Source organism: Candidatus Amarolinea aalborgensis (assembly GCF_900491745.1).
Classification (GTDB): Bacteria; Chloroflexota; Anaerolineae; order SSC4; family Amarolineaceae; genus Amarolinea; species Amarolinea aalborgensis.
Genome location: NZ_UETR01000008.1, coordinates 25,252 through 51,092, shown reverse-complemented (window position 1 = coordinate 51,092; position 25,841 = coordinate 25,252). Strand labels below are relative to the sequence as shown.

At 59.2% G+C, this 25,841-nt stretch carries 22 protein-coding genes and 1 pseudogene; 8 read left to right on the top strand and 15 right to left on the bottom strand.

Annotation, left to right across the window (positions count from 1 at the left end; all coding sequences use genetic code 11):
- Positions 1-197: 197 nt before the first annotated feature.
- The 6 genes from ACPQ6D_RS12305 to ACPQ6D_RS12280 form a co-directional block, all read right to left on the bottom strand.
- A complete protein-coding gene (locus tag ACPQ6D_RS12305) occupies positions 198-887 on the bottom strand; it encodes a hypothetical protein (protein WP_423224627.1) in 690 nt (229 codons plus the stop codon).
- Between the two features lie 35 nt (positions 888-922).
- Positions 923-1,573 carry a hypothetical protein gene (locus tag ACPQ6D_RS12300; protein WP_423224626.1) on the bottom strand — a complete coding sequence of 217 codons (651 nt, stop codon included), beginning with the start codon at positions 1,571-1,573 and terminating at the stop codon, positions 923-925.
- A gap of 216 nt (positions 1,574-1,789) precedes the next feature.
- Complete coding sequence (locus ACPQ6D_RS12295; protein ID WP_423224625.1) at positions 1,790-3,256, bottom strand: hypothetical protein; 1,467 nt, start codon at positions 3,254-3,256, stop codon at positions 1,790-1,792.
- Between the two features lie 22 nt (positions 3,257-3,278).
- Positions 3,279-4,406, bottom strand: coding sequence for a sensor histidine kinase (locus ACPQ6D_RS12290; RefSeq protein WP_423224624.1), 1,128 nt, complete (start codon positions 4,404-4,406; stop codon positions 3,279-3,281).
- Positions 4,390-5,142 (bottom strand): response regulator, encoded by a 753-nt coding sequence (locus ACPQ6D_RS12285; protein WP_423224623.1) that lies wholly within the window; start codon positions 5,140-5,142, stop codon positions 4,390-4,392. Before ACPQ6D_RS12285 ends, ACPQ6D_RS12290 begins: the two co-directional genes overlap by 17 nt.
- Before the next feature lie 306 nt (positions 5,143-5,448).
- Entirely contained in the window at positions 5,449-7,758 is a 2,310-nt protein-coding gene (locus ACPQ6D_RS12280; protein ID WP_423224622.1) for a sodium-translocating pyrophosphatase, read from the bottom strand.
- A gap of 209 nt (positions 7,759-7,967) precedes the next feature.
- On the opposite strand from ACPQ6D_RS12280, the gene ACPQ6D_RS12275 reads away from it, so the two are divergent.
- A complete protein-coding gene (locus ACPQ6D_RS12275) occupies positions 7,968-8,861 on the top strand; it encodes a pseudouridine-5'-phosphate glycosidase (RefSeq protein ID WP_423224621.1) in 894 nt (297 codons plus the stop codon).
- A 137-nt stretch (positions 8,862-8,998) separates the two neighbouring features.
- On the opposite strand, the gene ACPQ6D_RS12270 is transcribed toward ACPQ6D_RS12275, so the two are convergent.
- The 5 genes from ACPQ6D_RS12270 to tdh all read right to left on the bottom strand — a co-directional run bounded on the left by ACPQ6D_RS12270 (position 8,999) and on the right by tdh (position 16,472).
- Positions 8,999-11,497, bottom strand: a complete 2,499-nt coding sequence (locus ACPQ6D_RS12270; protein WP_423224794.1) for an ATP-dependent Clp protease ATP-binding subunit — start codon at positions 11,495-11,497, stop codon at positions 8,999-9,001.
- Positions 11,498-11,910: 413 nt separating this feature from the next.
- The gene (locus tag ACPQ6D_RS12265; RefSeq protein ID WP_423224620.1) at positions 11,911-13,002 is read right to left on the bottom strand and encodes a baeRF10 domain-containing protein; all 1,092 of its coding nucleotides are present in this window, start codon (positions 13,000-13,002) and stop codon (positions 11,911-11,913) included.
- A gap of 225 nt (positions 13,003-13,227) precedes the next feature.
- The gene (locus ACPQ6D_RS12260; RefSeq protein ID WP_423224619.1) at positions 13,228-14,037 is read right to left on the bottom strand and encodes a LysM peptidoglycan-binding domain-containing protein; all 810 of its coding nucleotides are present in this window, start codon (positions 14,035-14,037) and stop codon (positions 13,228-13,230) included.
- A 178-nt stretch (positions 14,038-14,215) separates the two neighbouring features.
- The gene (locus ACPQ6D_RS12255; RefSeq protein ID WP_423224618.1) at positions 14,216-15,397 is read right to left on the bottom strand and encodes a glycine C-acetyltransferase; all 1,182 of its coding nucleotides are present in this window, start codon (positions 15,395-15,397) and stop codon (positions 14,216-14,218) included.
- A 4-nt stretch (positions 15,398-15,401) separates the two neighbouring features.
- Positions 15,402-16,472 carry an L-threonine 3-dehydrogenase gene (gene tdh, locus ACPQ6D_RS12250; protein WP_423224617.1) on the bottom strand — a complete coding sequence of 357 codons (1,071 nt, stop codon included), beginning with the start codon at positions 16,470-16,472 and terminating at the stop codon, positions 15,402-15,404.
- Between the two features lie 249 nt (positions 16,473-16,721).
- Here tdh and ACPQ6D_RS12245 point away from each other — a divergent pair, with 249 nt between their 5' ends.
- From ACPQ6D_RS12245 to ACPQ6D_RS12230, 4 genes and pseudogenes are all read left to right on the top strand, one after another.
- Complete coding sequence (locus ACPQ6D_RS12245; protein WP_423224616.1) at positions 16,722-17,426, top strand: response regulator transcription factor; 705 nt, start codon at positions 16,722-16,724, stop codon at positions 17,424-17,426.
- Positions 17,416-18,609 carry a sensor histidine kinase gene (locus ACPQ6D_RS12240; protein WP_423224615.1) on the top strand — a complete coding sequence of 398 codons (1,194 nt, stop codon included), beginning with the start codon at positions 17,416-17,418 and terminating at the stop codon, positions 18,607-18,609. Before ACPQ6D_RS12245 ends, ACPQ6D_RS12240 begins: the two co-directional genes overlap by 11 nt.
- Before the next feature lie 90 nt (positions 18,610-18,699).
- Positions 18,700-19,995, top strand: a complete 1,296-nt coding sequence (locus ACPQ6D_RS12235) for an HlyD family secretion protein (protein WP_423224614.1) — start codon at positions 18,700-18,702, stop codon at positions 19,993-19,995.
- A gap of 54 nt (positions 19,996-20,049) precedes the next feature.
- A pseudogene (locus tag ACPQ6D_RS12230) lies at positions 20,050-20,265 on the top strand (Rdx family protein); the annotation flags it as partial.
- A gap of 96 nt (positions 20,266-20,361) precedes the next feature.
- On the opposite strand, the gene ACPQ6D_RS12225 reads toward ACPQ6D_RS12230, so the two are convergent.
- Positions 20,362-21,744 (bottom strand): hemolysin family protein, encoded by a 1,383-nt coding sequence (locus ACPQ6D_RS12225; protein WP_423224613.1) that lies wholly within the window; start codon positions 21,742-21,744, stop codon positions 20,362-20,364.
- An 80-nt stretch (positions 21,745-21,824) separates the two neighbouring features.
- Here ACPQ6D_RS12225 and ACPQ6D_RS12220 point away from each other — a divergent pair, with 80 nt between their 5' ends.
- Positions 21,825-22,343, top strand: coding sequence for a DinB family protein (locus ACPQ6D_RS12220; protein ID WP_423224612.1), 519 nt, complete (start codon positions 21,825-21,827; stop codon positions 22,341-22,343).
- 32 nt (positions 22,344-22,375) lie between these two features.
- Here the strand turns inward: ACPQ6D_RS12220 and ACPQ6D_RS12215 are convergent, their stop codons facing one another.
- Together ACPQ6D_RS12215 and ACPQ6D_RS12210 are read right to left on the bottom strand one after the other, a co-directional pair.
- Complete coding sequence (locus ACPQ6D_RS12215; protein WP_423224611.1) at positions 22,376-22,618, bottom strand: phage tail protein; 243 nt, start codon at positions 22,616-22,618, stop codon at positions 22,376-22,378.
- A gap of 117 nt (positions 22,619-22,735) precedes the next feature.
- Positions 22,736-24,076, bottom strand: coding sequence for a hypothetical protein (locus ACPQ6D_RS12210; protein ID WP_423224610.1), 1,341 nt, complete (start codon positions 24,074-24,076; stop codon positions 22,736-22,738).
- A gap of 234 nt (positions 24,077-24,310) precedes the next feature.
- Here ACPQ6D_RS12210 and ACPQ6D_RS12205 point away from each other — a divergent pair, with 234 nt between their 5' ends.
- Positions 24,311-24,568, top strand: a complete 258-nt coding sequence (locus ACPQ6D_RS12205) for a hypothetical protein (protein ID WP_423224609.1) — start codon at positions 24,311-24,313, stop codon at positions 24,566-24,568.
- Complete coding sequence (locus ACPQ6D_RS12200) at positions 24,562-24,918, top strand: type II toxin-antitoxin system PemK/MazF family toxin (RefSeq protein ID WP_423224608.1); 357 nt, start codon at positions 24,562-24,564, stop codon at positions 24,916-24,918. Before ACPQ6D_RS12205 ends, ACPQ6D_RS12200 begins: the two co-directional genes overlap by 7 nt.
- A 257-nt stretch (positions 24,919-25,175) precedes the next feature.
- On the opposite strand, the gene ACPQ6D_RS12195 is transcribed toward ACPQ6D_RS12200, so the two are convergent.
- Entirely contained in the window at positions 25,176-25,838 is a 663-nt protein-coding gene (locus ACPQ6D_RS12195) for a response regulator (RefSeq protein WP_423224607.1), read from the bottom strand.
- Positions 25,839-25,841: the final 3 nt, after the last annotated feature.

Here is a 25,841-nt window from a genome sequence, read left to right as displayed (position 1 = left end):
CGAAGCTCCTTTCGATTCACAGTGGTTGGTTGACACGGGGAAGGAAGTTGGGCCAGCATTATCGGACAAAAAGTAAAATCGGCCAAATCTGACAAATGGACATTGAGTGGTTTGTCCAACACGAGTAACCTCATCCAAACAAAAGCGGGGAGAGTCATACGACTCTCCCCGCTTTCTTCGGCTCATGTGCAAAGCCATCACCAATCCAGGTTCCAAAATGGGGAGGGGACGCTAACGGTCAGGTTGCTGCTGGCTGCTTCAGATGGGTGTCGTTGTGCAATCAACGTGCGCAGCTCCACTTCTGATGTGTCTACCAAATAAATGCGAGGATCGGCCAGAAGGCTGGCCAGCCCCGCCGCGTCAGCCGCCGCGCCCTGGATGACCATGACGCCTTCAAGAATGAGTTGTTCGCCATTGACGCCCGCCGGATCCATGCTCTGTGTCCCTGGAACGGGGCGATCAAGTCCGCCAAATTCCCAATGCCCGCCGCGCTTATTGTGATCCTGGGATGATTTGCCCACAAGAGCGAAACTATCCACCTGAACATGAGTCTCGGAGGCCAGGGTGCGCGCATCTTGCAGCGAGATAGGTGTTGCGAAGGTGATTTGTAGAGGCACCGGGTACACTGCGTAGGGTGAAAGCAGCGTTTGACCGCGCTCACGATTCGCATCGAGGTAATCCTTGCGAGCAATCGGATTATCGAAATCAACGCTTATTGTCACGTAGTAACTTCCGTTTGATTGACCCTGGCCCGTATAGCGAAACGAACCGGTTTCTCCCTCGAAATAGGGAGAGGCAACCAGGGCCCCCCGAGTCTGCGCGATGAAGGCAAGAGCCAAGGCAACGACGATCAAGCAAAGACTCCATTGCCAACGAGAGACACGCATGGTAGTTTCCTTTCATAGAGAAGCTGGAGGGGGTTCTAGTTGACCATTCCTGACGGGTCGCTATATTTCCAGTTGAAACATCTGGCAATGACAATCTTGCCCAGCCAGACGTCACTCGCCGTGTGATTATGAGAAAAGGAGTAGTTCACCTGACCTTCATTGTACAAAGTGCTACATTGGGCACGGTTGATCTCATCATAGGTGACCAAGTGACGCAGCCAGGTATTTGCTGCAACCGCATTTTCGTTCAGTTCGATCTTCAATTCCTCTTTATAGCTATTACTTCCACATCCGTTGGCAATGGATGCCGCGACGACAGGTAAGTCCATCCAGGCATAGCTTCTCACGTGCAAGCGATCACACGAAGCGTTTCCCCCAGGATCATAGGCCTCTTGCTCAATACGATACTCGTTGTAAGGAAAATGAGAATGCCAATACCTCATGGAGTCTGCCCGGCTTGTTGACCAATAATCATCGGCATACCACTCTAGGGTGCCAGATGAATAGTTGTTCCACCAGTGATTACCGAAGTCGGGCTGTTCGGACCATGTCCCATGATAGGCTGCGAAGGCGTACGCGGCCCGAATTCCGACCAGGCCAACGAGCGTGATCAGCATCGCAAATAGCCATGTTGTTCTCCGCTTCATCTTGAAGTCAACCTGGCGCATTGACTGAAATTCGTACATACCGCATGTCTCCTTTCAAGAATTCATAAAGGGCGAAGATAGTTTCTTCACTTCACGCTGCTGTCGTTGGTGGTACAATGCCTTTGAAGCCTTAAGCCCATATCACAGGCTGGTAACACTATTGCATCATTTATGTAACAGAATGACAGTCGCGATGAAGGCCCCATCACGTCGTCTGTCATATGATGCTATGACTGGGGGATGCCCGCTTCTCACCTATGGCGTTGTCTGGAGGAGCGCTTCAAACTCTGTTGCGGCGTTGCTCAGGCCGTCGATCTGTTTGCTCAGGCTGAACTCGTCCCACTGCGCATCGGGCAGGTCATCCATAAACCAACACAGCGCCACGATCTGAGGTTCAACATTGATTTCCGCTAATGCCTGGGTCAACCAACCGTCTGGGTAGTTTCGGGCTGGTCGCACATTCGTATCGGTCGTAAAAGTATTGGTGGAAGTGATGAAAACCGGCAAGCCGCGCGTGACGCGGTGCGCGTTTATGATCGCAAGCCAATCTCGGTAGACACGAAAACCAGCCTGAGCGCCATTCCAGGTTGGTCTGCTCAGATCGGTCCCTGGTTCTAGCGCCGGGTCTCTGCCGGCAAGCGATGATGCCTCTGGCCGACCGGGAGCTTGCACAGCAAAACCATCCGGGCTGGCCAAGGGTATGCCTGCGGCAGCTTTCTCTTGTGCTGTCTGACTTACTGCGTAAACAAGAGTGTTCATATAGTTCAACCAGGGAACATCACTCGACCATTTCACTTTTCCATCTTGATCGCTGTTCCATGGGCGCACCGGCCCAATTAGGACGCGCGCGTTCGAGTTTTCCTGGTGTATGATCTGCACGACATTGTCTGTACGCGCGACCGAGACACCACGTCCATTGAAAACGCGCGCGTACCAGTCAGGTGTGACCTCGTAGCCGGTCCTCAGTTGATTACTACCCTGCTCGTTATAGCCACTGCCAATAATGAAAGCGTAGACGGTGCGCAAACGAGCATCGCGAGCCAGCCGGCGAACATAGATCAAGTATTCAGCTAATGCTGCCTCATCTTCACGTAGTGGAATGCTCTGTCCTCTCTGATAGTCAACACGTACGAGCACTCGCAACCCCTGTTCGTTTGCATGCTGGACACGAGTCGCCAACTCGTCAATCGTATATCCGGGGTTCGTCTGGACAGCATAGGTCAACTCCACATCCCATCCGCTGCGCTGGTGCCAGTTTCGCTGTGGATTAGCAAAAACAACGCCGAGTTTGGTTGGCCGTAGCATAAGCGCCGGTGTTGGCGTAGCCGAGGCAGACGACGCTGATAGACGCGCCCGCTCCACACAGCCGGTATGGCAGTCATGGTAGAAAGCCAGTTGGTAATTTGGTTCCGAAGGGACGGTAGTGCGCCAAATCCATGTCCAACTTTCCAAACCAGGGTTCTCGTGCCAGGCGTCAATTACCAATGGACGATTATTGAGAGTAAGCAATACATCGGACCACGGAACAATATCGGAAATGATAACCTGAAGAGATGAAGGTGCACTCGTTGATGCTGCAACAAGTGACACGCGCGGCCATGCCAATTGGTCAATCGAAGATGACGGCGCAATCATGACATAGCCCCGTGTGTGTGCCATGAAAAAAATAATGCTACAAAATCCTATGATAATCAATCCATACACAACAGGTCGAGTTCTCATGATGTCATCCCCCGGTGCAAATCTACGAATCCACAGCGGGCATCAAGATGAAGCGAACAATGGTTCCAGTCGTAGGCCCGTCCGTCCGGCTCTGAATATCCAGGCTACTCTGATGCTTATGCAGAATCTCCTGAGCAAGTGCGAGACCAAGCCCACTTCCTTCCATGTCGTGACGGCCACGATACAGGCGTTGAGTGACATAAGGCAAATGCTCTGTAGCAATACCAGGCCCTGTGTCGCTGATCGCACAGATAATTCCAGTTTCGTCGTGGCTCACAACAACATCCACCCGATCACCCGGACGGCTGTACTTCACGGCATTGTCAAGAACATTCAAGAAAACGCGCATAATCTGGTCGGCATCGCCCAGGGTTCGCGGTAAGGGTGTGGCAACACGAAACGACAATTCGATTTCGCGTTGCTCTGCCAGGGGAATCATCTGGGCAACCGCCCCTTCAGCTAACACTACCAGGTCTATCGGTTGTTGGGTCAGGTCGGTCGTCATCTCCAAACGAATGAGTTCGACAGATCCCTGTATCAGCCGCATCAGACGCCTGGTTTCTCGTTGAATGACCTTTCTGGAAGCTTCGCGGCCAGGAATGGTCATTTCCTCATCATCCAAGAGATCGGCATGAGCCATAATAGAAGTCAGAGGGGTCCGCAACTCATGCGCCAAGCCATTGACAAAAGCATGATATGCCTGCCTGACTTGCCATGTAAGGCTGACATCGGTGAGAAATACAACACATCCTTCAGCGTGCCGTTGTATCTGCCATTGAATACGGCACGCTGATGACAACGTTAACTGGCGCGTGGAACCGTTGGGATTTGGTGTGCGAAGCGTTTCCAATATGTCGTGGCGCAGCAGCGCCACCCAGGGTGCACCATCCAGGTTCGTCAGTGCAAAAGGCGCTGTTGGAAGTTCTAACAAGTGATGGGCAGCAGCATTGACATAGTGACAGTCCTGCGAGGTTCGGAACAAGAGCATACCGACAGGAGCTAGATCGAACATCGTGTTGGGCAGGGTTTGTGCAACGAGGTCGGTGGGTAGACGCCTGCGCCATTGCCACCACGCGCCAGCACATGCTGCTATAGCAAGAACCAGCAACAGGAACAACAGTACGGTTCTTAACTCAAGCAAGATCATCATGGGGAGAATTCCAGCGATCCGTTCTTTCCACTTCCTCGGGAGTGACCAGGCGATATCCAAACCCTCGCACAGTACGAATGAGCTCTGGTTGTGCAGGATCGGTCTCCACTTTGGCGCGCAGACGCTGAACATGAACATCTACGGTGCGCGAATCACCATCGTACGCGTAACCCCAAACCTGCCGCAATAGTGTTTCTCGACCGAAGACGCGTCCCGGATCACGCATCAAGCACAGGAGCAATTCTTGCTCGGTGGGAGTCAGGTCGAGCGATTGATTGCGTAGTTCGATACGTCGCTGTGAAGGCCAGGCTGTCAATGGTCCACAAACCAAAGGTAACTCCCGTACGCCGCGCTGATCATAGGTATGCTCAAGCAGGCGGAAGAGCGCCTTGACCTGAGCAAGCAGTTCGCGCGGCTCAAAAGGCTTCGTCAGATAAACATCGGCGCCTGCCTCGATACCAATCAGTTTATCAGTCAGTTCATCGCGCGCTGTCAACATCACCACCGGAACATACTGCTCAGCCTTTCGTACACGACGACAGACTTCCAACCCATCTATGCCAGGCAGCATAATATCGAGAACGACCAGATCAACCTGCTGCATAGTCAAGACGGCCAAAGACTCCTGTCCGTTCTGCGCAGATACCACAGCGTAACCCGCTCTTGTCAATAGAACAGACAGAACGTGAATAATGGCCTGGTCATCATCAACAACGAGGATTTTTTTCAGCATCATTGGTCAAGATCATTCAATTATGTACTGTCGTAGTCATCTTCTCGACATGTTAGGCTCACTACCAAGCGCTCGTGTAATGAAACAAACCTATCTCTCGATCCTTAATGTAGTGTCACAGTTTTGTAACAGTTGTTTCTCATTTGCATAAGTCAAAAATGCCGGGCAACAAGACTGGATGCCAGCGAGGAGCGCACAGGATGCTCAGCCAACTGAACGAAAGCAAGCGGGGAGAGGCATTGACCCCTCCCCGCTTTTGTTTGCGGGAAACTCATGGCAGACTGGCGGATGGCAGCTTAGTTCTGGCGATTACTTCTTCTTCGCGACCTTGTGCTCCGCGGTCTCCACCGTTGCCGTAGCGCCGGCGAAGTTGCCGCCCTTACGGCTGCGCTGCACGGCCCAGCCGACGATCAGCAGGCCGACGACGATGATCAGGCCGGTGACGAGGTTCAGTTCCTTGTACTGGACAATGATCGGCGCAATGATCAGGCTGACCAGGTTGATCACCTTGATCATCGGGTTGAGCGCGGGGCCGGCCGTGTCCTTTAGCGGGTCGCCGACTGTGTCGCCGACGACGCTCGCCTTGTGACGCTCAGACCCCTTACCGGTGTTCTTCGTCAGGTTGCGCGGCTCATCTTCGATGGTCTTCTTGGCATTGTCCCAGGCGCCGCCCGCGCTGGACATGAAGACGGCGAGCAACTGGCCTGACAGGATGATGCCGGCGAGGAAACCGCCCAACGCCTCAACTTGCAGCGCCAGGCCCACGATCACCGGCGTAATGATCGCGAGCAGGGCCAGGTTGACCAGTTCGCTCTGCGCGGCGATCGTAGAGATGGTCACGGCCTGGCGATAGTCCGGCTTGACCTTGCCTTCCATGAGGCCGGGAATCTTGAACTGGCGTCGCACTTCTTCCACGATCAGGCCGGCCGCACGCGCCACGGCCTTGATCGCCAGCGCGGAGAAGAGCCACGGCACCGCGCCGCCAATCAGGAAGCCGATAAAGACGTTCGGTTCGGAGACGCGAATGCCATTGACCAACGCCGTCGGGTCAATCTTGGTCACGTCGGTGATGAAAGAGCCAAAGAGCGAGACTGCGGCGATGACGGCTGAGCCAATGGCGATTCCCTTGGTGATGGCCTTGGTCGTGTTGCCCACACCGTCGAGGTCGGCCATGATCTGGCGGGCGTCCTTGTCCAAGCCCGCCATTTCACCGATGCCGTTGGCATTGTCGGAGATGGGGCCAAAGGAGTCCATCGCAACGTTGTTGCCGGTCAGGGTCAACATGCCGATGCCGGTCAGGGCGACGCCGTAGAGGACATAGGCCACGCCCATGCCGGAATAGATCAGCACGGAGGCCAGGATGGTGAGCGCAATCACGATGGCCGCCCACACACTGGACTCATAGCCGACAGCCAGGCCGGACAAGATCGTCGTGGCCGGGCCGCCGCTGGTGGAGGCGCGAATCTCGCGCACGGGCGCTGCTTCGGTGCCGGTGAAATAGTCGGTTAGGCGGTCGAGCACAATCGCCAGCAGAACGCCGACGCTGGTCGAGAGGAACGGTCGCCACCAACCACCGGGTACGTTCTGCATGTAGAAAAAGGCCACGATGCCAAAGAGCACGGTGGAAATGGCGGCTGAGGTCAAGAAGCCGCGGAAGATGGCAGCCATGGCATTGCCCGACTTGCCAGGGCCAGCCTTGACCAGGTAGGTGCCAATGATCGAGGAGAGGACGCCAATGCCGCGCACGAGCAGCGGGTAGATGATCCAGTTGATCTGCTTGGTGGCGGCGACGAGGGCCAAACCCAAGATCAAGGCTGAAACGATGGTGACTTCGTACGACTCGAAGATGTCGGCTGCCATACCGGCGCAGTCGCCCACGTTGTCGCCCACCAGGTCGGCGATGACCGCGGCGTTGCGAGGGTCGTCTTCGGGGATGTCTTGCTCCACCTTGCCCACCAGGTCTGCGCCCACGTCAGCCGCTTTGGTGAAGATGCCGCCGCCCACGCGCATGAAGAGCGCCAGAAGGGTGCCGCCAAAACCAAAGCCCAGGAGGGCATCCGGCGCCGCCACGCCAAAAATCATGAAGATGATGGTGCCGCCGAAGAGTCCCAGGCCATCGGTCAACATGCCAGTGATGGTGCCGGCGCGGTAGGCAATGCGCAGCGCGCCGCCAAAGCTCTTGCGCGATTCGGCGGCCACGCGCACATTGGCCTCGACCGCCATGCGCATGCCAATTTGGCCGACTGCCAGGCTGAAGCCCGCGCCCATGACGAAGGCGATGGCGCGACCGAAGCCGATCAACAGCTTCAATGAATTCGTATCCATGCCGGGGAAGCGTTCCAAGGCCTCACGCGACGGCGGCACGATGTAGACGCTCAAGAAAAGCGCAACAGTCAACAGGCCAATGAATGGCAGAATACTGCGTAACTGGCGGCTAAGATAGGCATCGGCGCCTTGCTTGATCGCTTCCCAGACTTCCTGCATCTTGGCCGTTCCCTTGTCCTCGGCCAGCACCTGGCGGCGCAAGAAAAGAGCGTAGGCTAAGCCCAGGACGGCGACCACGAGAACGCCCCACAAGGAAAACGTCTCGAATGCCGTCAAATCCAGATGTCCCAACATGCTGTTTCTTTCCTCCTTACATTGATTTCACGGATTTCACGAACGATAACCAATTTGATTGTAAGGGCTGTCACTCCAAATGTCAAAATGAAAACATGGCATAGATAACTGTTAATTGAACGGTGTGCGCGTGGGACATGGGCCTTTGCTCACCTCTCTAAGGTATGTTACACTCTGGGAGGAACTAGACGCGTTGCAGGAGGATCATCGTGAGGGTTGAATCTCAAGCCGAGCCCGAAAAAAGCCGCGCGCCGCGCGTGGCGCTAGAATCTACCGTCATCGCCCATGGGTTGCCCTATCCTCATAATCTGCGCCTGGCGCGACGCCTGGAGGCGCGGGTGCGCGAGGTGGGCGCGGAGCCAGCCACGATCGCCATTCTGCACGGGGAACTGCGCGCCGGGCTGACGGACGCGGAACTGCACCACCTGGCGACGGCGTCCAACATTCGCAAAGTAAGCCGGCGAGATTTGCCCATCGTTGTGGCGCAAAAGGGGGACGGCGCCACCACCGTTGCCAGCACGATGTTCATCGCGCACCACTTCGGCATCGAGGTGTTTGCCACCGGAGGCATCGGCGGCGTCCACCGCGGCGCGGTTTTCGATATTTCGGCCGATCTGCCTGAACTGGCGCGCACCCCGGTCGTCGTGGTCTGCGCGGGCGCCAAGGCCATACTCGACCTGCCGGCCACCCTGGAGTGGCTGGAAACGCACGGCGTCACGGTGATTGGCTACGGCGCCGATGAATTCCCTGCCTTCTACAGCCGGCAGAGCGGGCTTCCGGTGGACGTGCGCGTTGATTCCGCCGCCGAAGTGGCCGCGATCGTGCGGGCCAAGCGGCAGTTGGGGATGCAGAACGGCCTCTTGGTGTGTGTACCGGTTCCGGCCGCAGCTGAACTGCCTGCGCCGGTGGTCGAACCGGCGATTGAGCAGGCGCTCCGCGAGGCCGAGTCGCGCGGCATTCGCGGCAAAGCACTGACGCCGTTCCTGCTTGCACGCGTCAGCGAACTGACCGGCGAGGCCAGCATGCGCACGAATCTGGCGCTGCTGGAGAACAATGCGTACGTGGCCGCGCAGATTGCCCTGGCCCTCGCCATAGAGTCGTAGGACTACCATCCTGGAGGCGCCATCCGGTCCGCGGCCTCATGTCACCAACAAAGGAAAGAGGCTAAGATCCATTTCATAGGATCTTAGCCTCTCTCGCGTTAGGTCGGAAAATCAGAGCACAAGCCCACGCGGCAGACTCAAGCGTTCGGCGTGGACGCAAACTGCGAAAGATCAACCGCGATCGGCTGATCTGGCTGTTTCGTAAAGATCAATTCATCGCCGCCGGCCACATTCACATCTACGTAGACCACATCGCCAGCCTTGAACTCGCCTTTCAACAAGCTCTTGCTCAACGGGCTTTCGACGTAGCGCTGGAGAGCACGGCGCAGCGGCCGCGCCCCGAACTGTGCGTCGAAGCCCTTCTCGGCCAACCAGCGCCGCGCGGCCATACTCAAGTCAATGGTCAGGCCCTGCTCCACCAGGCGCGAGGCAATGTCCTTGACCTGGATGTCCACGATCTTGATCACGTGTTCCAACTTGAGCGGCTCGAAGATGATCACTTCGTCAATCCGATTGAGAAATTCGGGCCGGAAGGTCTGCTTCAACCCGCGCTCGATCTGATCATGTAACTCGCGCGTTTCATCCGCGCTGCTGTCCGGCCGGATGAACCCCAAAGCGCCGCCCTTCTTGGCGTACGCGGTGCCAATGTTCGATGTCATGATAATGACCGTGTTGCGGAAGTCCACGGTGCGCCCCTGGCCGTCGGTCAAGCGCCCATCTTCCAAGATTTGCAGCAGCGCATTCCACACTTCGGGGTGCGCCTTCTCGATCTCATCGAACAGGATCACCCGGTAGGGGCGTCGCCGCACAGCCTCGGTCAATTGCCCGCCTTCATCATACCCCACGTAGCCTGGCGGCGCGCCGAGCAAGCGGCTGACCGTGTGCGCTTCGCGGTATTCGCTCATATCAATGCGCAGCAGCGCGTCTTCGTCATCGAACATGAAGGCGGCCAACGACTTGGCCAGCTCGGTCTTGCCCACGCCGCTGGTGCCCAGGAAGATGAAGGAGCCAATCGGCCGGCGTGGGTCTTTCAGACCACTGCGCGCGCGGCGAATGGCGTCGGCAATGGCATTGATCGCCTCATCCTGGCCGATAATACGCTCGTGCAGCACCTCTTCCATGCGCAGCAGTTTCTGGGCCTCGGTTTCCAGCATCTGCGTGAGCGGAATACCGGTCCAACTGGCAACGACCTGCGCGATGTCCTCTTCGCTGACCACTTCATCCAGGCCTGTCTCGGCGCGCCAGGATGTGCGCTCAACGGTGAATTCCTGTTCAAGCTTCAGGCGCTCGGCTTTGAAAGTAGCCGCGCGCTCGTAATCGCGCGACGCCCAAGCTGCCTCTTCGTCCGCGGTGAGCCTCTGCAGGCGTCCCTTCTTGTCTTTGAGGTCTTCTGGCATGGTGTAAAGCGCGACACGCAGCTTGGCGGCCGCCTCATCCATCAGGTCAATGGCCTTGTCCGGCAGCTTGCGATCGGCCACGTACCGATGTGAAAGCCGCGCGGCCGCGACCAGGGCCTTGTCGTCAATCGAAACTTTGTGATGCGCCTCGTAACGGTCACGCACGCCGCGCAAGATGCCGATCGTATCTTCGACGCTGGGCTCCTCCACCCAGATCGGTGAAAAACGGCGTTCCAACGCGCTGTCCTTTTCGATGTACTGCCGATACTCGTCCGGCGTTGTGGCGCCGACACAGCGCAGTTCGCCGCGCGCGAGGGCCGGCTTCATCATGTTGCTGGCATCCATGGCGCCTGAGGCCGCGCCTGCGCCCACCACCGTGTGAATTTCATCAATGAACAGGATGATTTCGCCTTCCGCGCGCTGCACTTCTTCGATCGTGGCCTTGAGCCGCTCTTCGAACTCGCCGCGGAAGCGAGTGCCGGCCACCATCGCGCCCAGGTCAAGCGACAACACGCGCTTGCCCATCAAAATCTCGGGCACTTCATCGGCCGCAATCTGCTGCGCCAGGCCTTCAACGATGGCCGTCTTGCCCACGCCGGCCTCGCCAATGAGCACCGGGTTATTCTTCGTGCGGCGGCTAAGCACCTGAATCACACGCAGAATCTCGGTATCGCGTCCGATCACCGGGTCGAGTTTGCCTTCCGCCGCCAGTTTCGTCAGGTCGCGGCTGAATTTCTCTAACATGCGGTACTGACTGTCGGTCGCTTGGCTGGTGATCCGCTGCCCGCCGCGCAGTTGATCAACCGCCTGGCTGATGCGCTCCCGCGTGATGCCGTGCTCTTTCAGGATGCGAGCCGTCGGTGTGTTGCGCTCGGCCGCGATCGCGAGGAAGAGATGCTCGGTCGAGACGAACTCGTCCTTCATGCGGCTGGCTTCTTCATTGGCCGCATCCACCACCCGCTTCAAGCGCGGGGTGATGAACACCTGCGAAACAGCACCTCCGTAAGGCGTGTTCGTTAGCCGGGGCGCAGTCTGCAGCACCTCATCCAGCTTGCCCGAAATCACATTGACCGGCACGGCCAGGCGATCCAGAATCTGCGGCACGATGCCATTGGGCTGTTCGAGCAGGGCCAGGAACAGGTGTTCCGTGTCAACCTGCGTATGTTGATAACGTTGTAGAATTTCATAGGCGCGCATCGCCGCATCTTGCGCGCGGTCGGTAAAACGATCGAATCGCATCATAAGTCTAGAATCACAACCCTCTTTCGCTGACCATGCTTGGCAATAATTCCGTTGTATTCAAATCACGATGAGGCAGGCATCGCCCTGTTTTTTTAAGCTGTCAGCGTCGCTGGGGCAGCCACGTCACGACGATAGATGCCTTGCCATTCGCTCAAGGAAGCAGAGGCCTTCAGTTCCCAATATCGCGCCAGAAGGTAGCCATCTGTGTAGAATTTGCTCCCATCAGGTCAATTTCTAACGGAACGCTAACACAGGGGCCACATGTGGGAGAGGCACAAAGAAGGCCCGGCTGAATCCAGCGCCTTCTCTGTGCCTCTGCCGGTCGGTCAGTCAGCCGGGCAAGTCGTCATCTGGTCACGCCCCAGGCCCTGGCTGTCATGTGATGGCCGTTAAAAGTTGTTGAGGTGAGGTCAATAACGCAACAGCGCGCCGATATTTCCCATGAGACGCAGGTCGGCCGAATCATCAACACCAAGCACAACCACGGTGTTGCCGGCCTCGAGCGTACGCCGCACCAAGGTGTTGACCACATCAGGCACCGACTGCATGGGGCCGCCGCAGAAGTTGCATGTCGTGGCCGTAGCCACGGAGATATAGCCGCAGTTCTGGCAGCGGTACGCGGGAGCCTCGTAGCCTTCGGTCATGACAAGCTGCATGACGCGGCCATCCTGGAGCGCCACCACGGTGTCCACCAGCCCCATGACGGCCGGGCCGCCCTTGCTGGCCGTCGTCACAATCTGCTCGACGAGGGCGCGCTCGCGCGCCACCGCGACCTGTTGGGCCACGGCCAGGGCCAACTCGCCGATCTCGGTCGCGCTGGCGTTCGCATCTACATTGAACGTGCCAACCACGCGCTCCTGCCAAACCCTGGGCAGCTGGCTGCGGAACAGTGAGATATTGTCATCCGTACCAGCCACGATGATTCGTTTGCAGTCATTCTCGAAGAAACGAATAGCCTCCTCGACCGCCTCCTTGACGTTGCGCTCGACCGTCTCTTCGGCCGCGCGCTGAATACGCGCGGATGACCGGCCGCCTGCGCGGTGATGCTTGACGTCATCGCCCAACATGCCGCTGGCCTCTTCCAGCTTGCCCATGTAGAACATGAACAGCCGGATGCCCTCACGATCTACGACGGCAACGCCATGCCGGGCATAGTTGTCCACGAGATTGCTCAGGGGCTTAATGTAAGGGCGAGGGTTGACGAATACGCTGTCCTCAATTGGTACAAAGAGTGGATAGGCCCGCCAGAAACCATCAGCCTGACAACTAAAACAAGCCACGCCGCGGCCTTGCCAGTTGTGCTCAAAGTCAAAATACCGGGTCACACGCTGGGCATCGGCGGGGCTGACTTGATCCTCCACAGAGGTAAGCAAACGCCGCAATGCCAACTTATACTTCTCAACCGTGCGTCGGTGCGGATCAACATTGAGGTAAAGGCTGAGGACCGGCCCCTTCTTCCCAATCATTTCGACCAATTCTTGCAGTTCAGTATCGCGAATCATACATTCCCTCGATTCTGTCATGCGCGCATCCTGGCGTGGCAGGCCGTGTGACCGCGGCGTGGATCACGACCGCTTTTTACGCGCCTGCTCCAAGATTACATCCAACCACTAACGAACCAGTGCGGGGGGCGTCCACTTCCAGGATGGTCTGGCGCAGCCTTTGCGCCAGACCATCCGAGGTAATCACCACGCTCGACCCAGTCGTCATGGCGACCGCGGCGCCTATCATCGCGCCGGGATGACGAGTCGTTGTCCTTCGTAAATCTTGCTGGCATCCCGAATCCCGTTGGCCTGGGCAATGGCCGCGCTGGTCACCCCGTAGCGGGCGGCAATTTGCGAGAGCGTGTCGCCGCGGCGCACCACATAAATCGTGTCGCCGCCGCTGCTGCCCCCACTGCTGGTGCTGCCGTCGCCCGCGCTGCCTGGGACCTTGATGACCTGACCAGGGTGAATCAGATTCGGGTTGGAAATACCATTGATGCGCATCAACTCCGCAACCGTGGTGTCATAACGGGCGGCGATAGAGCCAAGCGTCTCACCCCGCTGCACGGTGTGCGTGCCATAAGGCTGCGTCGCGATATCAGCTGGCTGCTTGCCCGGAATCTTGATCACTTGACCGGCGCGAATGTCGCCTGCATCCTTCAAGTTGTTCAACGTCACCAGAACGTTGACATCGGCGCCAAAACGCTGCGCAATGTCGGTCAAGGTATCACCGTCCTTGACTACGTAGGACCAGGTGTCGGCCGGGGCGGGGATGGTTGCGATGGCCGGAGGTTGCTGGCCGATCGGAGGCGCAACCACACCACCGCCGTCAGGCGCTGGCGTGGCGCTGATCACCCCACCCTGCTCGCCCACCGTTCCGGTTACGGGCGTCGTGTTGGGCGCAGTTTGCTGCTTGCCGGCCGATGGCGTCTGAGTCCAGGTCGCCGTTTGGTTTGCCACTGGCCGGTCGCGGGTGCAACCGAGCAAGGCGGCGGTGAGGAGTAACATAACGGTGGCGGTGAGTAGGGTCAAACGAAGTCGGTGTGTCTGCATGATCTGTCTTCTGTCCTCCATCGAGATTGAAAATGAAAGTGCAACGTGACTGGCGCGCGTTCACGGGATCGTTCATCCGGTTCAAAACTGCGCTGACAACGGCCTGCAAATTCGCGCCAGGTGTATGACAAAGAGATTACCACGCCTTGCAGTCAACGTCAAGTCGCTTTTCTCGCGGTCAAATCACGCCCAGCTGCTTACCCACAGCGGCGAAAATAGTGAGCGCCTGTTCGAGGTCGGCCTGGCTGTGGCTGGCGCTGATCATGACGCGGATGCGCGCCTGGCCGCGCGCCACCGTGGGGAAGCCGATCGCCATGGCAAAGAGGCCCTGTTCAAACAGCGCGCGGCTGAACTGCTGCGCCAGCGGCGCTTCGCCCAGCATGACTGGGGTAATTGGGGTCTGGCTGCGGCCGGTGTCGAAGCCCAGGCGCTGCATCTCTGCCTTGAAAAAGCGCGCATTGCTCCAAAGGCGGTCCACCAGGTCGGTTGATTGCTCCAGCAGATCTACAGCGGCCAAACATGCTGCGGTGTCGGCCGGCGTGACCGCGCTGGAGAACAGGAACGGCCGCGCCTTCTGACGCACGTAATCTACAATGGTCTTCCGGCCGGCAATGACGCCTCCTACGACGCCAAAGGCCTTGGACAAAGTTCCTACTTCGACATCGAACTTGCCGCGCAGGCCGAAATGATCTACGATGCCGCGTCCGCCGTGCCCGAGCACGCCTTCGCCGTGCGCATCGTCTACCATGGTCATCACGCCGTAGCGCGCGGCCACGGAGTAGAGTTGATCGAGCGGGGCAATGTCACCATCCATCGAAAAGACGCCATCGCTGATCAACAGCCCGCGGCGGAAATGAGGCAAATTCTCCTGGATCACACGCTCGGCGTCTGCGGCATTCCCATGTTCGTAGGGGATGATCTTGGCGCTGGAGAGCCGACAGCCATCAATAATGGAGGCATGGTTGAGGCGATCGGAGAAGATCACATCTTCTTTGCCCACCAGCGGCGGGATAACGGCTTGATTGGCGCAAAAGCCAGACTGCACGTAAAGCGCATCTTCGACGCCCTTGAACTGAGCCAGGCGCCTCTCCAGCTGAACGTGCAGCTCAGTCGTGCCGGCAATCGAACGCACCGCGGCCGGGCCAACGCCCCATTGCGCTGTGGCCGCCTGGGCCGCCTCGCGCAGCGCGGCATGATTCGCCAGCCCCAGGTAATCGTTCGTGCACATGTTGAGCACGCGCTTGCCATCCACGATCATCCACGGCCCCACGGCCGAGCCGATCGTGCGCAGGTTGATGAACAAACCCTGCTGCTTGAGGTTAGCCACATCTTCCGCAATCCAAGCCAATGGATCTGCCATCGTTTCACTCCTCCTTGTTCGCAATCCCATCTGGGAACATGATCACCTTGCCGCTCTGACCGCTCTGCATGACGCGCAGCGCCTCCTGATAATCGTCCAGGGCAAAACGGTGGGTGATGAGCGGCGTCAGGTCCACCGCGCCCGACCGCAGCAGCCCGCGCATCTGGTACCAGGTCTGCCAGAGTCGGCGCCCCACAATGCCGTAAACCGTCGCCCCTTTGAAGATGATGTGATTATTGAGATCAAAGCCAATCGCCGCCGGCGCCAAACCCAGCAAAGCCGCTTCGCCGCCATCCCGCAGGGCTTTGAAACCCTGGTCCAACGCGGACCCCGCGCCCGACATCTCCAGCAGCACATCCACCCCTTCGCCATCAGTCAGGGCCATGATTTCGCGCACCGGGTCTGTCTCACTGACATTATACGCAAAGTGCGCGCCCATGCGCAGCGCCAGGCGCAGGCGATAAGGAGAAATATCGGTGGCGAAAATCTGGCGTGCGCCGGCCGCTTTGCATACCGCAATCGTCATCAGCCCCACCGGGCCGCACCCAGAAACCAGCACCTTGCGCGCAGTGACATCCGTGGCAAACGCGGTGTGAACGGCGTTGCCAAAGTTCTCCTGCAGGCTGGCAATTTCCACCGGCATGTCGGGCGGGTTCAGCCACAGGTTGTACTCTGGCATGGCGATGTACTCAGCCCAACAGCCGTCGCGCCCCACGCCGATGATCTTGGTGTTCTTGCAGATGTGACCATTGCCGGTGCGGCATTGCGCACAGGTCTGACAGGTAATGTGACTTTCCGCGGAGACAAAATCACCCACTTTCACCTGCGTCACTTCCTGGCCGATCTCTACCACTTCGCCGCAGAACTCGTGACCCACGACGATCGGCGGATTGATGTGCGCCCGCGCCCAGGGATCCCACTTGAAGATATGCAAGTCGGTTCCGCAGATGGAGGTGGCTTTCACTTTGATTAGAGCATCATGGAGACCAATGCGTGGAATGTCAACCGAGGCCATCTCCAAACCGGGCGATCGTTCTGGTTTGATGACAGCCCGCATCTTTCCGTTGTGGGTCATAAGGAACCTCTCCTTTGAGGCAGATCAGAACGAAATTGACTTTTCGTTGGTAAACGCAGGGCGCCGTCACGGACGCGTGCATCCTGTCGCTGCTAAAATCATAGCACGGGTTATCCTGTCCGTCAAGGGTGTTGCAGCGTGCTGGCCTTCACCTGGTCTTCATGATTTTCACACCATTTCCACATTCAACCTTAACGAAAAACATGGTATACTGTAGGCAAAGCTGCACGTTGAATGAGGGACGCCGCCATGAACCGCCGCATTTTGATTGTAGACGATGACCGGAAAACCGTTGACCTGGTCCGCATGTATTTGGAGAAGGACGGCTATCGCGTCCTGGCCGCGCACGATGGGCAGCAGGCGCTGCTGATGGCGCGGCATAAACGCCCAGACTTGATCATCCTTGATCTGATGCTGCCTACGGTGGATGGCCTGGACGTGTGCCGCATTTTGCGCAGCGAATCGAGGGTGCCGATCATCATGCTCACGGCCAAGTCCACCGAGCATGACAAGCTGGTGGGGCTTGACTTGGGCGCAGACGACTACGTAACCAAACCCTTCAGCCCACGTGAGCTGTTGGCGCGCGTGCGCGCGGTGTTGCGCCGCTTGAACGAAAGCAGCGCACACGAAACCGATGAAGTGCGAGCCGGCGACCTGGTGGTCAATTTTGTGCGGCATGAGGTGCGTTTACAGGGGAAGTTCATCCGCCTGACGCCCAAAGAGTTCAAGGTGCTGGAAATTCTCATCAAGGAGCCTGGCCGCGTCTTCAGCCGCCTGGAGCTGCTCGAGCAGGCCTTCGGGTTCGATTACGACGGCCTGGAGCGCACGGTGGACGTACACGTCATGAACCTGCGGCGCAAAATTGAGCCAAGCCTTGAAGAGCCGATCTACGTGCAAACCGTCTACGGGATTGGTTACAAGTTCGCCTATACCGGAGGGGACAGTGTCCAATAGCCTGCGTTTTCGTCTGCCGCCCCGCACCTTGCCGCCCAACAACGCGCCCCTGGTTTCGATCTTCAACAGCCTGCGCTTTCGTTTGCTCTTGATGCTTGCCACGGTCGTGATCGTCACCGTCGGCATCGCGGCCTTGGTGGGCAGTTGGGCCATTACCAGCCAATTCGAGAGTTTCGTCAAAGAAGGCGGCACGATGAGTGTACGTTGCTTTGATCTGGCGGTTTCCACCGGGACGCGTGTCGGCCAGGATGTCTTTATCCGTTCGGTCAACCGCACCCTGCTCACAGCCATCATCGCGGCCGGCGGGGTTGCCACGCTCTTGACATTGACCTTCACGCGACGCATCCTGGGCCCGGTCAGCGCGCTGACCAAGGCCGTACGACGCCTGGAAGCCGGCGATCTGCGCCAACGGGTGAAAGTGGAGAGCAAGGACGAACTGGGCGCGCTGGCGCATGCCTTCAACGCCCTGGCCGACGGCCTGGCGCGCACCGAGCAACTGCGGCGCCAATTGGTGACCGATGTCGCGCACGAGCTGCGCACTCCGCTGACCAACATTCGAGGTTATATCGAGGCGCTGCAGGATGGCGTCGCCGATCCCAGCCCAATCGTGCTGGAATCCATTCATGAAGAAACGATGCTGCTCAACCGCTTGGTCGAAGACTTGCAGGAACTGGCCCTGGTAGAAGCGGGCCAGCTCAAGCTCGTGCAGCAGAGTGTGTCCCCGCGCGAGTTCATTCTGCGCGCCATCACCTCGATGCAGCCGCTGGCGACCGACAAACAGATCAATCTGACCGCGGAGCTGCCGGAGGCGCTGCCGCCCGTCTACGCCGACCGCGAACGGATTGGGCAGGTATTGTATAATTTACTGGACAACGCCATCACACACACGCTGCCGCAAGGGCACGTCACCGTGAGCGCACGGGTCAGCGGGCCGGAGGTCGAAGTGAGCGTGCAAGACACCGGTTCGGGGATTGCCTATCAAGACTTGCCCAACGTGTTCGAGCGTTTCTATCGCGCGGACCGCTCGCGGGCGCGGGCCACGGGCGGCTTTGGATTGGGCCTCGCCATCGTCAAACAGCTCGTTGAGGCGCACGGCGGCCGCGTTTGGGTGCGCAGTACGCTGGGCGTCGGGTCAGCCTTCCTGTTCACCCTGCCGATCGCCTCGTCGGCCGAGGTGATCTGAAATACACCCGCCTGGGTGACGAAATCCAGGGCAGTTGCCGTCCAATTGGCTGAGAGTCAAGAGACATGAAGTCAATTGGAGGAAGCATCCATGAAAAATAAGTGGTTGATCGGGATTGTCGCCGCGGTGATCGTTGTCGGAAGTGGGGCCGCCGTCTTGACGCGCGGCCGCGCTGCGCAAACGCCGTCTGTAGAAGCGGCGCCGGTCGTACAGCAGACCGCGAGCGCGGTCGTAGCCGATGCACGCGTGGCGCCGGTGCAATCGGCCGATCTGAGCATTGCCGCCGCCGGTATTGTGGCGGAGGTGCTGGTCAAGGAAGGCGATGCCGTCTCCGCGGGTCAAGTGTTGGTGCGCCTCAACGGGGCGCGGGCGCAAGCTGCGGTTGAGCAGGCGCAGGCCAACGTGAGCCGCGCAGAAGCGCGCCTGGCGGAATTGAAGGCGGGTGCGCGCGTAGCGGAAATTGCGGTTGCACAGGCTGGTTTGGACGCCGCGCGCGCGCAATTGGCGCGCATTCAGGCGCCGGCGCGGCCCGAAGATTTGGCCGCGGCCCAGGCAGACATGGCGGCCGCGCGCGCCACTCTGCAGAAGACTCAAGAAGGCGCCAGTCAGAAGCAGTTGATCGCATCTCAAGCCGACCTGGCGAATGCAGAAGCCGCGGTGCGCCAGGCGCAAGCCGCGTATGACCGTGTGCAGGGTGATCCGAACATTGGGGCGCGGCCCGAGGCCTTGCAGCTTCAGCAGGCAACCAACAACTACAACGCCGCGAAGGCGCGCTACGACGATTTGGCTAAGGGCGCCAGCGCCGCGGACATTGCCCAGGCGCGTGCGCAGGTGCAGCGCGCGCAGGCCGCGTTGGATAAGGTGAAGGTCCCAGCCCGCGCTGAAGATATCGCCGCCGCCCAAGCCGAAGTGCGCCGCGCGCAGGCGCAGCTCGATCTGATCCAATCTGGAAACCGGGCAGAGACCGTAGCCGCGGCCGAAGCCGATGTTGCGGCCGCGAAGGCGGGGCTTGATCAGGCGCAGGCTGCGTTAGCCGACACGGAACTGCGGGCGCCGTTTGCCGGCGCGGTGGCAGTGCTCAATGCGAAGGTCGGCGAGAGTATCGCCGCCGGCGCCGTGGCCGTGCGCCTGGCCGATTTAGGCAATTGGCAGATTGAGACAGACGACTTGACTGAGCTGGCCGTGGTTCGTGTAACGGTGGGCGATATAGTCAAGCTCACATTCGATGCCATTCCTGACCTGGAAATGACCGGCAAAGTGCTGAGCATCGGCGCAGTGGGCGTCAGCAAACAGGGCGACATCACCTACAAGGTGGTCATTGCGCCGGAGAAGAGCGATCCGCGGCTGCGCTGGAACATGACCGCGTCGGTGACGATCAACCAGTAGGAGTGTGAGATGCGTATCACGATTGAATTCTGCGTAGCTTGAAACTACACCCCACGCGCCACCAGTTTGGTGGAGACTCTGGTCAATACATTCAAACGAACCATCAACCAGCCGCATCCGTTGGCAGAGATCATCCTGATCCCATCCTACGGTGGCCGCTACGAAGTGACCGTGGACGGCGTTTTGATCTATTCCAAGCTGGCGACCGGCGTGCACACGAGCAACGAGTTCATCGTTGACCAGGTGCGCGCGCGGCTCGCCGCGCCGTGACGTCCAGGCTGCCGAGTCAGAAACTGTATCCCTCGTCATCGCACCTATCCGCCGCCCGTGTCTTACGCCACGAGGCGGCGGTCTGTGCGCATGATGCTACTCTATGAATTCTGTGGATGCTAAGCGCACAAGAGGGCTCACAAGCACCTTGTCCACGCGGCGCCCGTCCATGTCCACCACCTCAAATGTCCATCCACCCCACGCAAAATGATCGCCCGCATTCGGAATTTGCCCCAGCATGCGCAGGGTAAAACCAGCGACCGTCGCATAATCGCCCGCGCCGGGCAAATCGGCCAGATCGAGCAATTCCTGCATTTCATCCACCGGCAACATGCCATCGAGAAGCCAGGAACCATCTGCGCGCCGCACGGTCAACGCCGGCGCTGGCTGATCTTGATCCGGCAGATCGCCCACGATAGCCTGCAACACGTCATTGAGCGTGAACAGGCCTGAGATGCCTCCGAATTCGTCCAGGACGAGAGCCATGGACGTGCGCGCCTGCTTCAAGATCTCCAGCGCGCGCAGCGCGGGCGTGCTTTCCGGCACCAGCAGCGGAGGTTGCGCGACGTCTTCGAGGGCCAAGAGTTCACCGCGGGCGCGGGCGGTCAGCAGATCATGGATGCGCACCACGCCAACAATGGCGTCAAGCGAGCCGCGGGCCACGGGAAAACGCGCCCAAGATGAGGTCGTGATTTTGCGCCAGTTTTCTTCCGCGCTGTCGTTCAGATCGAGCCAGGCAATGGCCGGGCGAGGCGTCATCAGGGCGGCGACTTTACGATCACTCATGCGAAACGTGCGATGAATAATCTCCTGTTCAGCCGCGTCGAAGACGCCGGCCGCCGTCCCTTGCTCGATCAGCACCTTCAACTCGTCTTCGGTGACTGGCGGTTCGCTGGAAGCGCGCACGCCGAGGAGGCGCAGCACCAAAGACGTAGAGAAACTCAGGATGCGAACCGCGGGGAAGGCGAGGCGTGATAAGAGGCGCATGGGAATGGCAACCCGACTGATAAGGCGTTCTGGGCTAAGCAATGCCAGGCGCTTGGGCACTAGCTCGCCGATGACCAACGACACGTAGGCTACGACCAGAACCACAACGATGAAACTGAGCGCCTGGCTGTAGGGGGCCAGGAGCGGCGCCCGCAGAAAATAGCGCGCCAATTGCTCTGCCAGCGTCGCTTCGCCCAACGCGCCAGCCAAGATACCGACTAGGGTAATCCCAACTTGCACCGTGGAAAGAAAAGCGGTCGGGTCGTTGACCAGCGCCAGCGCGGCCTGGGCGCCTTCATCGCCATCGTCCGCCAGGTTCTGCAGCCGCGCTTTGCGCGTGGACATCAACGCCGCTTCGGCCAGGGCGAAGACGCCATTGACAACGAGGAGCAAACCCAGAATCGCGATATTTACCATCTCAACGTGCCCCATCTCAACGTGCCCCATCTCAACATGCCCCATCTCAACATGCCCCATCTCAACATGCCCCATCTCAACATGCCCCTTGTTTCGACCCTGACCCCAGGTGTGCTAAAATAGGCTGCAGGGAAACACGGAAGGGAGAGCAAGCCATGACTACGGGCGAAATTGCGGTTCTGTTCGATTACAACTATTGGGCGAATCATCGTGTGCTGGACGCCGCCGCCAGGGTGACGCCGGCGCAGTTTGTCGCGCCGGCCGGGCTGAGTCACGGCAGCCTGCGCGGCGCGCTGGTGCATGTGCTGAGCGCGGAAGTGGTCTGGCGCCTACGCTGCCAGGAAGGCATCTCGCCGCCGGCCATGCTCGTGGAAACCGGATTTCCCACGCTGGAATCGCTGCGTGAGTTCTGGAAGGAAGAGGAGCTTGCAATGCGTGCGTACCTGGATGGGTTGACCGATGAGGACATCGAACGGACGGTGCGCTATCAGACAACCAAAAAGGCGCCACATCAAAACGAGTTGTGGCGCCTTTTCGCACATGTGGTCAATCACGGCACGCAGTTTCGCGGTGAGGCGGCCGTGGCGTTGACAGCCTACGGTCAATCGCCGGGCGACCTGGATCTCATCTTTTTCCTCAGAGAGACCGAGTCCATCGCCGCGCCGCCAGCCTGATCCCTGCTGGCGTTCAGGTGAGAGGAATTCTTTCAGTCCCGCTGTGGGAAGATGCCGTTGAGCGCGATGTAGTACGCCGTCTTCGGAATGGGGGCTTTGCCGCGCAAGTCTGGCAGCCCGAAGGTCGCGCGGGCATCGCCGCCAAAATTGGCGCCCAACAGCGCATACAAGGCCGGGTTTTGATTGACCTGCAGCAGTTGCCCTTCGCAGGCCGCCCAGCCGCTTGGCGCGTAGCCATAGGGGAATAATGCGATATGACCGATAAACGTATCCATGAATGTCTCCTGGGAATCAAAGGGATGTTTCGACGCGGGAGCAGTATAGCAGCGTCCCTGGTTGGCGTAATGTAATGAATCTACCAAACGGTTTACTGCGCAGCGTGGTCTTTTCCGTCAAGGAAGCACCACCAACACATTGACCAGGCTGCCATCGGTGGGCAAATTAATGCCGGGCTTGGTAATGGTCCAGCGGCCAGCCGGACAGCCGATGGGACTGTAACGCACGATCAGATCATCCGCGCTGGAAGTCACGATCAGCAGGGCTTCGGGGTGGTTGTTGAGCAGGGGATGATTCAGATAGCTGTACCAGAAGCCGAACGTGCCATCGGTGCAGACGTTGGCATTGGCCCCGCTGTGATGCACCTGGTGCTGAAAAACCGGCGTGGTCGTGTTCAAGCCGGCGCCGGTTACTTGAATGGCCCCGTTGGAGACTTCCAGCGCGGTGGTGGACGCACCGCCGCCCTCGGCGAGCACGCCCACACCGTTGTTGGCATGGCCGTACACCCCGACCCCTCCGCTGCCCGTCGCATCGTTGATGCCATACACCGCGACGCCTGCGGCTGAGGATGACTGCCCATAGACGCCGTACGACTGGCCGCTGGTGGCCGCGGCATAACCATGCACCCCTTTGCCCGTTGGGGAATTGACAATGCCCCAGACGCCAACGGTGTTGCCGGAGACTGCCGATGCCCACCCGATCGCGCCGGTGCCCGCGGTGGAGGCCGATCTGCCGTAGATGCCAACTGAGTTGCCGCTGCCGAGAGTGGCGTAGCCGTAAACCCCGCGTCCGTCGGGCGAGGACGCCTCGCCGTAAACGCCGTAGGTTGCGCCGCTGGCCGCGGTGGCGTAGCCCCGCACCCCCGCGCCTTCGTTGGAGGCAGACTGGCCGTAGACACCGGCATTGATTCCGCCGGTCGCCGCGGCCACGCCCCACACGCCGCGCCCGGTCGCCGAACTGGATTGGCCCACGACGCCGTACGAGCTGCCGGTGGTCGCGAAGGCGTTGCCAGATACACCAACGCCGCCGATCGAGAATGATTTGCCGGCAACGCCGGTCGTGGTACCGCTGGCGGCCGTCGCGGCGCCCTCGATGCCTGTGCCGCTGGTTGCACTGGTGGTTGCGCGCAATCCGTCGCCGGTGGTGTTGGCCAGCAGCAGCGGTGGGTTAGGGCTAAAGGCTCCGTTGATCGTCAGCGGGTTGTTGCTGCCGGTCCAGGTCTGGCCCAGGTGGTTGTGATTGTTGTCGCTGGTGTAGGCGCCGGTCTGGTTCCAGTGTCCGGCGGCCAGTTGGATGTCGAAGATGTCCACGTCCCCGTCGTGGTCCACATCACAGGCAGGATCATAAACGCCACCCACGGCACAGGGCGCGGCCCGCGGCGTGGCGCCAGCCGCGCCGGTCAGAGTGGCCAACAGGGTCAAGACGAGAAACAAAGCGAAAAATCTACGTGCGTTCATGGTTTGCTCCTTTCGTTTCGTTGTGCAGGATGCGCTCGCTGCAAGCAGACTGCTAACCTTCGACTCAGGTGTGATATTGTATCACATTTGTTCAATGCTTGCACCGATAGGCGGCCAGCCTTAACCTGACGCGTGACGATGTCGCATGGACAGCCCCGCGCAGGCGAGTCGTTTTGGTAGTTGACATCAGGCGCAAAACGGTTATACTAACATCATACAGAAAGGTATAACCAAATGGCAACCACCATCAAAACCGCGATCTCTATGCCAAAATCGCTCTTCGAACAAGCCGAAACATTGGCGCAGCAGCTGCAGGTCTCGCGCAGCCAACTATTCGGCCTGGCGGTTGAAGATTTCATCAAGCGACACCAAAGCCAGGCATTATTGGATGACATCAACCAGGCTTATGCTGACCAACCCAACCCGGTCGAACAGACTCTCCTTTCCACGATGCGAATGTCGCATCGCAAATTAGTAGAGGGCGAATGGTAATCAGGCAAGGCGACATTTACTGGGTGGAATTGGGTGAGCCAGGCGGTTCGGAGCCTGGTTACAGTCACCCACACGTGGTAATCCAGAATGACGTCTTCAACGCCAGTCGGATCAACACGGTGATCGTGTGTGCACTAACCTCGAATCTGAAGCGATCACGAGTGCCTGGAAATGTGACACTCGAACAAGGGGAATGCAATTTGCCCAAGCAGAGTGTTGTTGTCGTTTCACAAGTTTTCACGGTGGATAAAATGCAGCTCGGCGAATACATTGGCACACTATCCCGACCGCGCATTCATCAAATCTTGGAAGGTATTCGTCTGCTGACCGAGCCACGCGACCTCGAATAGCCTCTTGCCTCCGGGCAAGCAGGTTTGCAGTGCACCACGGGTGAATATCAACGAGCCAGCAGCCATCGAACTTCAGAGGCGGGCCGCAATTCCAAATGTGGCCTGGTTTTTAGCCACAGAGATCACAAAGAACGCACACAAGTTGCCGATTTGCGTCTGATCTGCCGTTTCTTTTTGCTCTGTGCTCTTTGTGGTTGAAATGTGTGCTGCATTTGGAGCTGCTGGGAGGCGGGTGCAGTAACGCCAGGGATTGATTGTTATCCGGCGGCAGTTCTTCCCAAGCCCGCGCGGCGTGCGAGGTCCATCGCTTGCGCGCGATCGGCCACCTGCAGCTTGGCAAAGATGTTGGAGACGTGATTGCGCACGGTCTTGAGGCTCACCACCAGGTCATCGGCGATCTCCTGGTTGCTCTTGCCCCGGGCAATCATGGCCAGGATCTCACGCTCGCGCTCGCTCAGCTCGGGGAAGGGCGGCTGTGCGGAGCTGGACTGATGGCGGGCGGCGAAATAATGCACCAGGCGCTGCGCGATCACAGGCCCGAAGATGGCCTCGCCGTTGTGCACGGCGCGAATCGCGCGCAGCACCTCCCTTTTGTCGGCCCCTTTCAGAATGTACCCGCGCGCGCCGGCTTGCAGCGCGGCAAACACCGAGTCATCATCCTCGAACATGGTCAGCACCAGGATGCGCATGTGGGGCGAGGCCGTCACGATGGTGCGCGTGGCGTCAATGCCGTTCCCTTCAGGCATCTGCAGATCCATGAGAACGACGTCGGGCTGCTGCGCCGCGGCCAGGCGCACGGCCTCGGCGCCGCTGGCCGCCTCACCCACGATGACCATATCGGTCTCGCGGCGCAGCATGGCGCGCATGCCGTCACGAAAGGGGGCGGAGTCGTCGGCGATGAGGATGGTGATGTTGTCCATCGA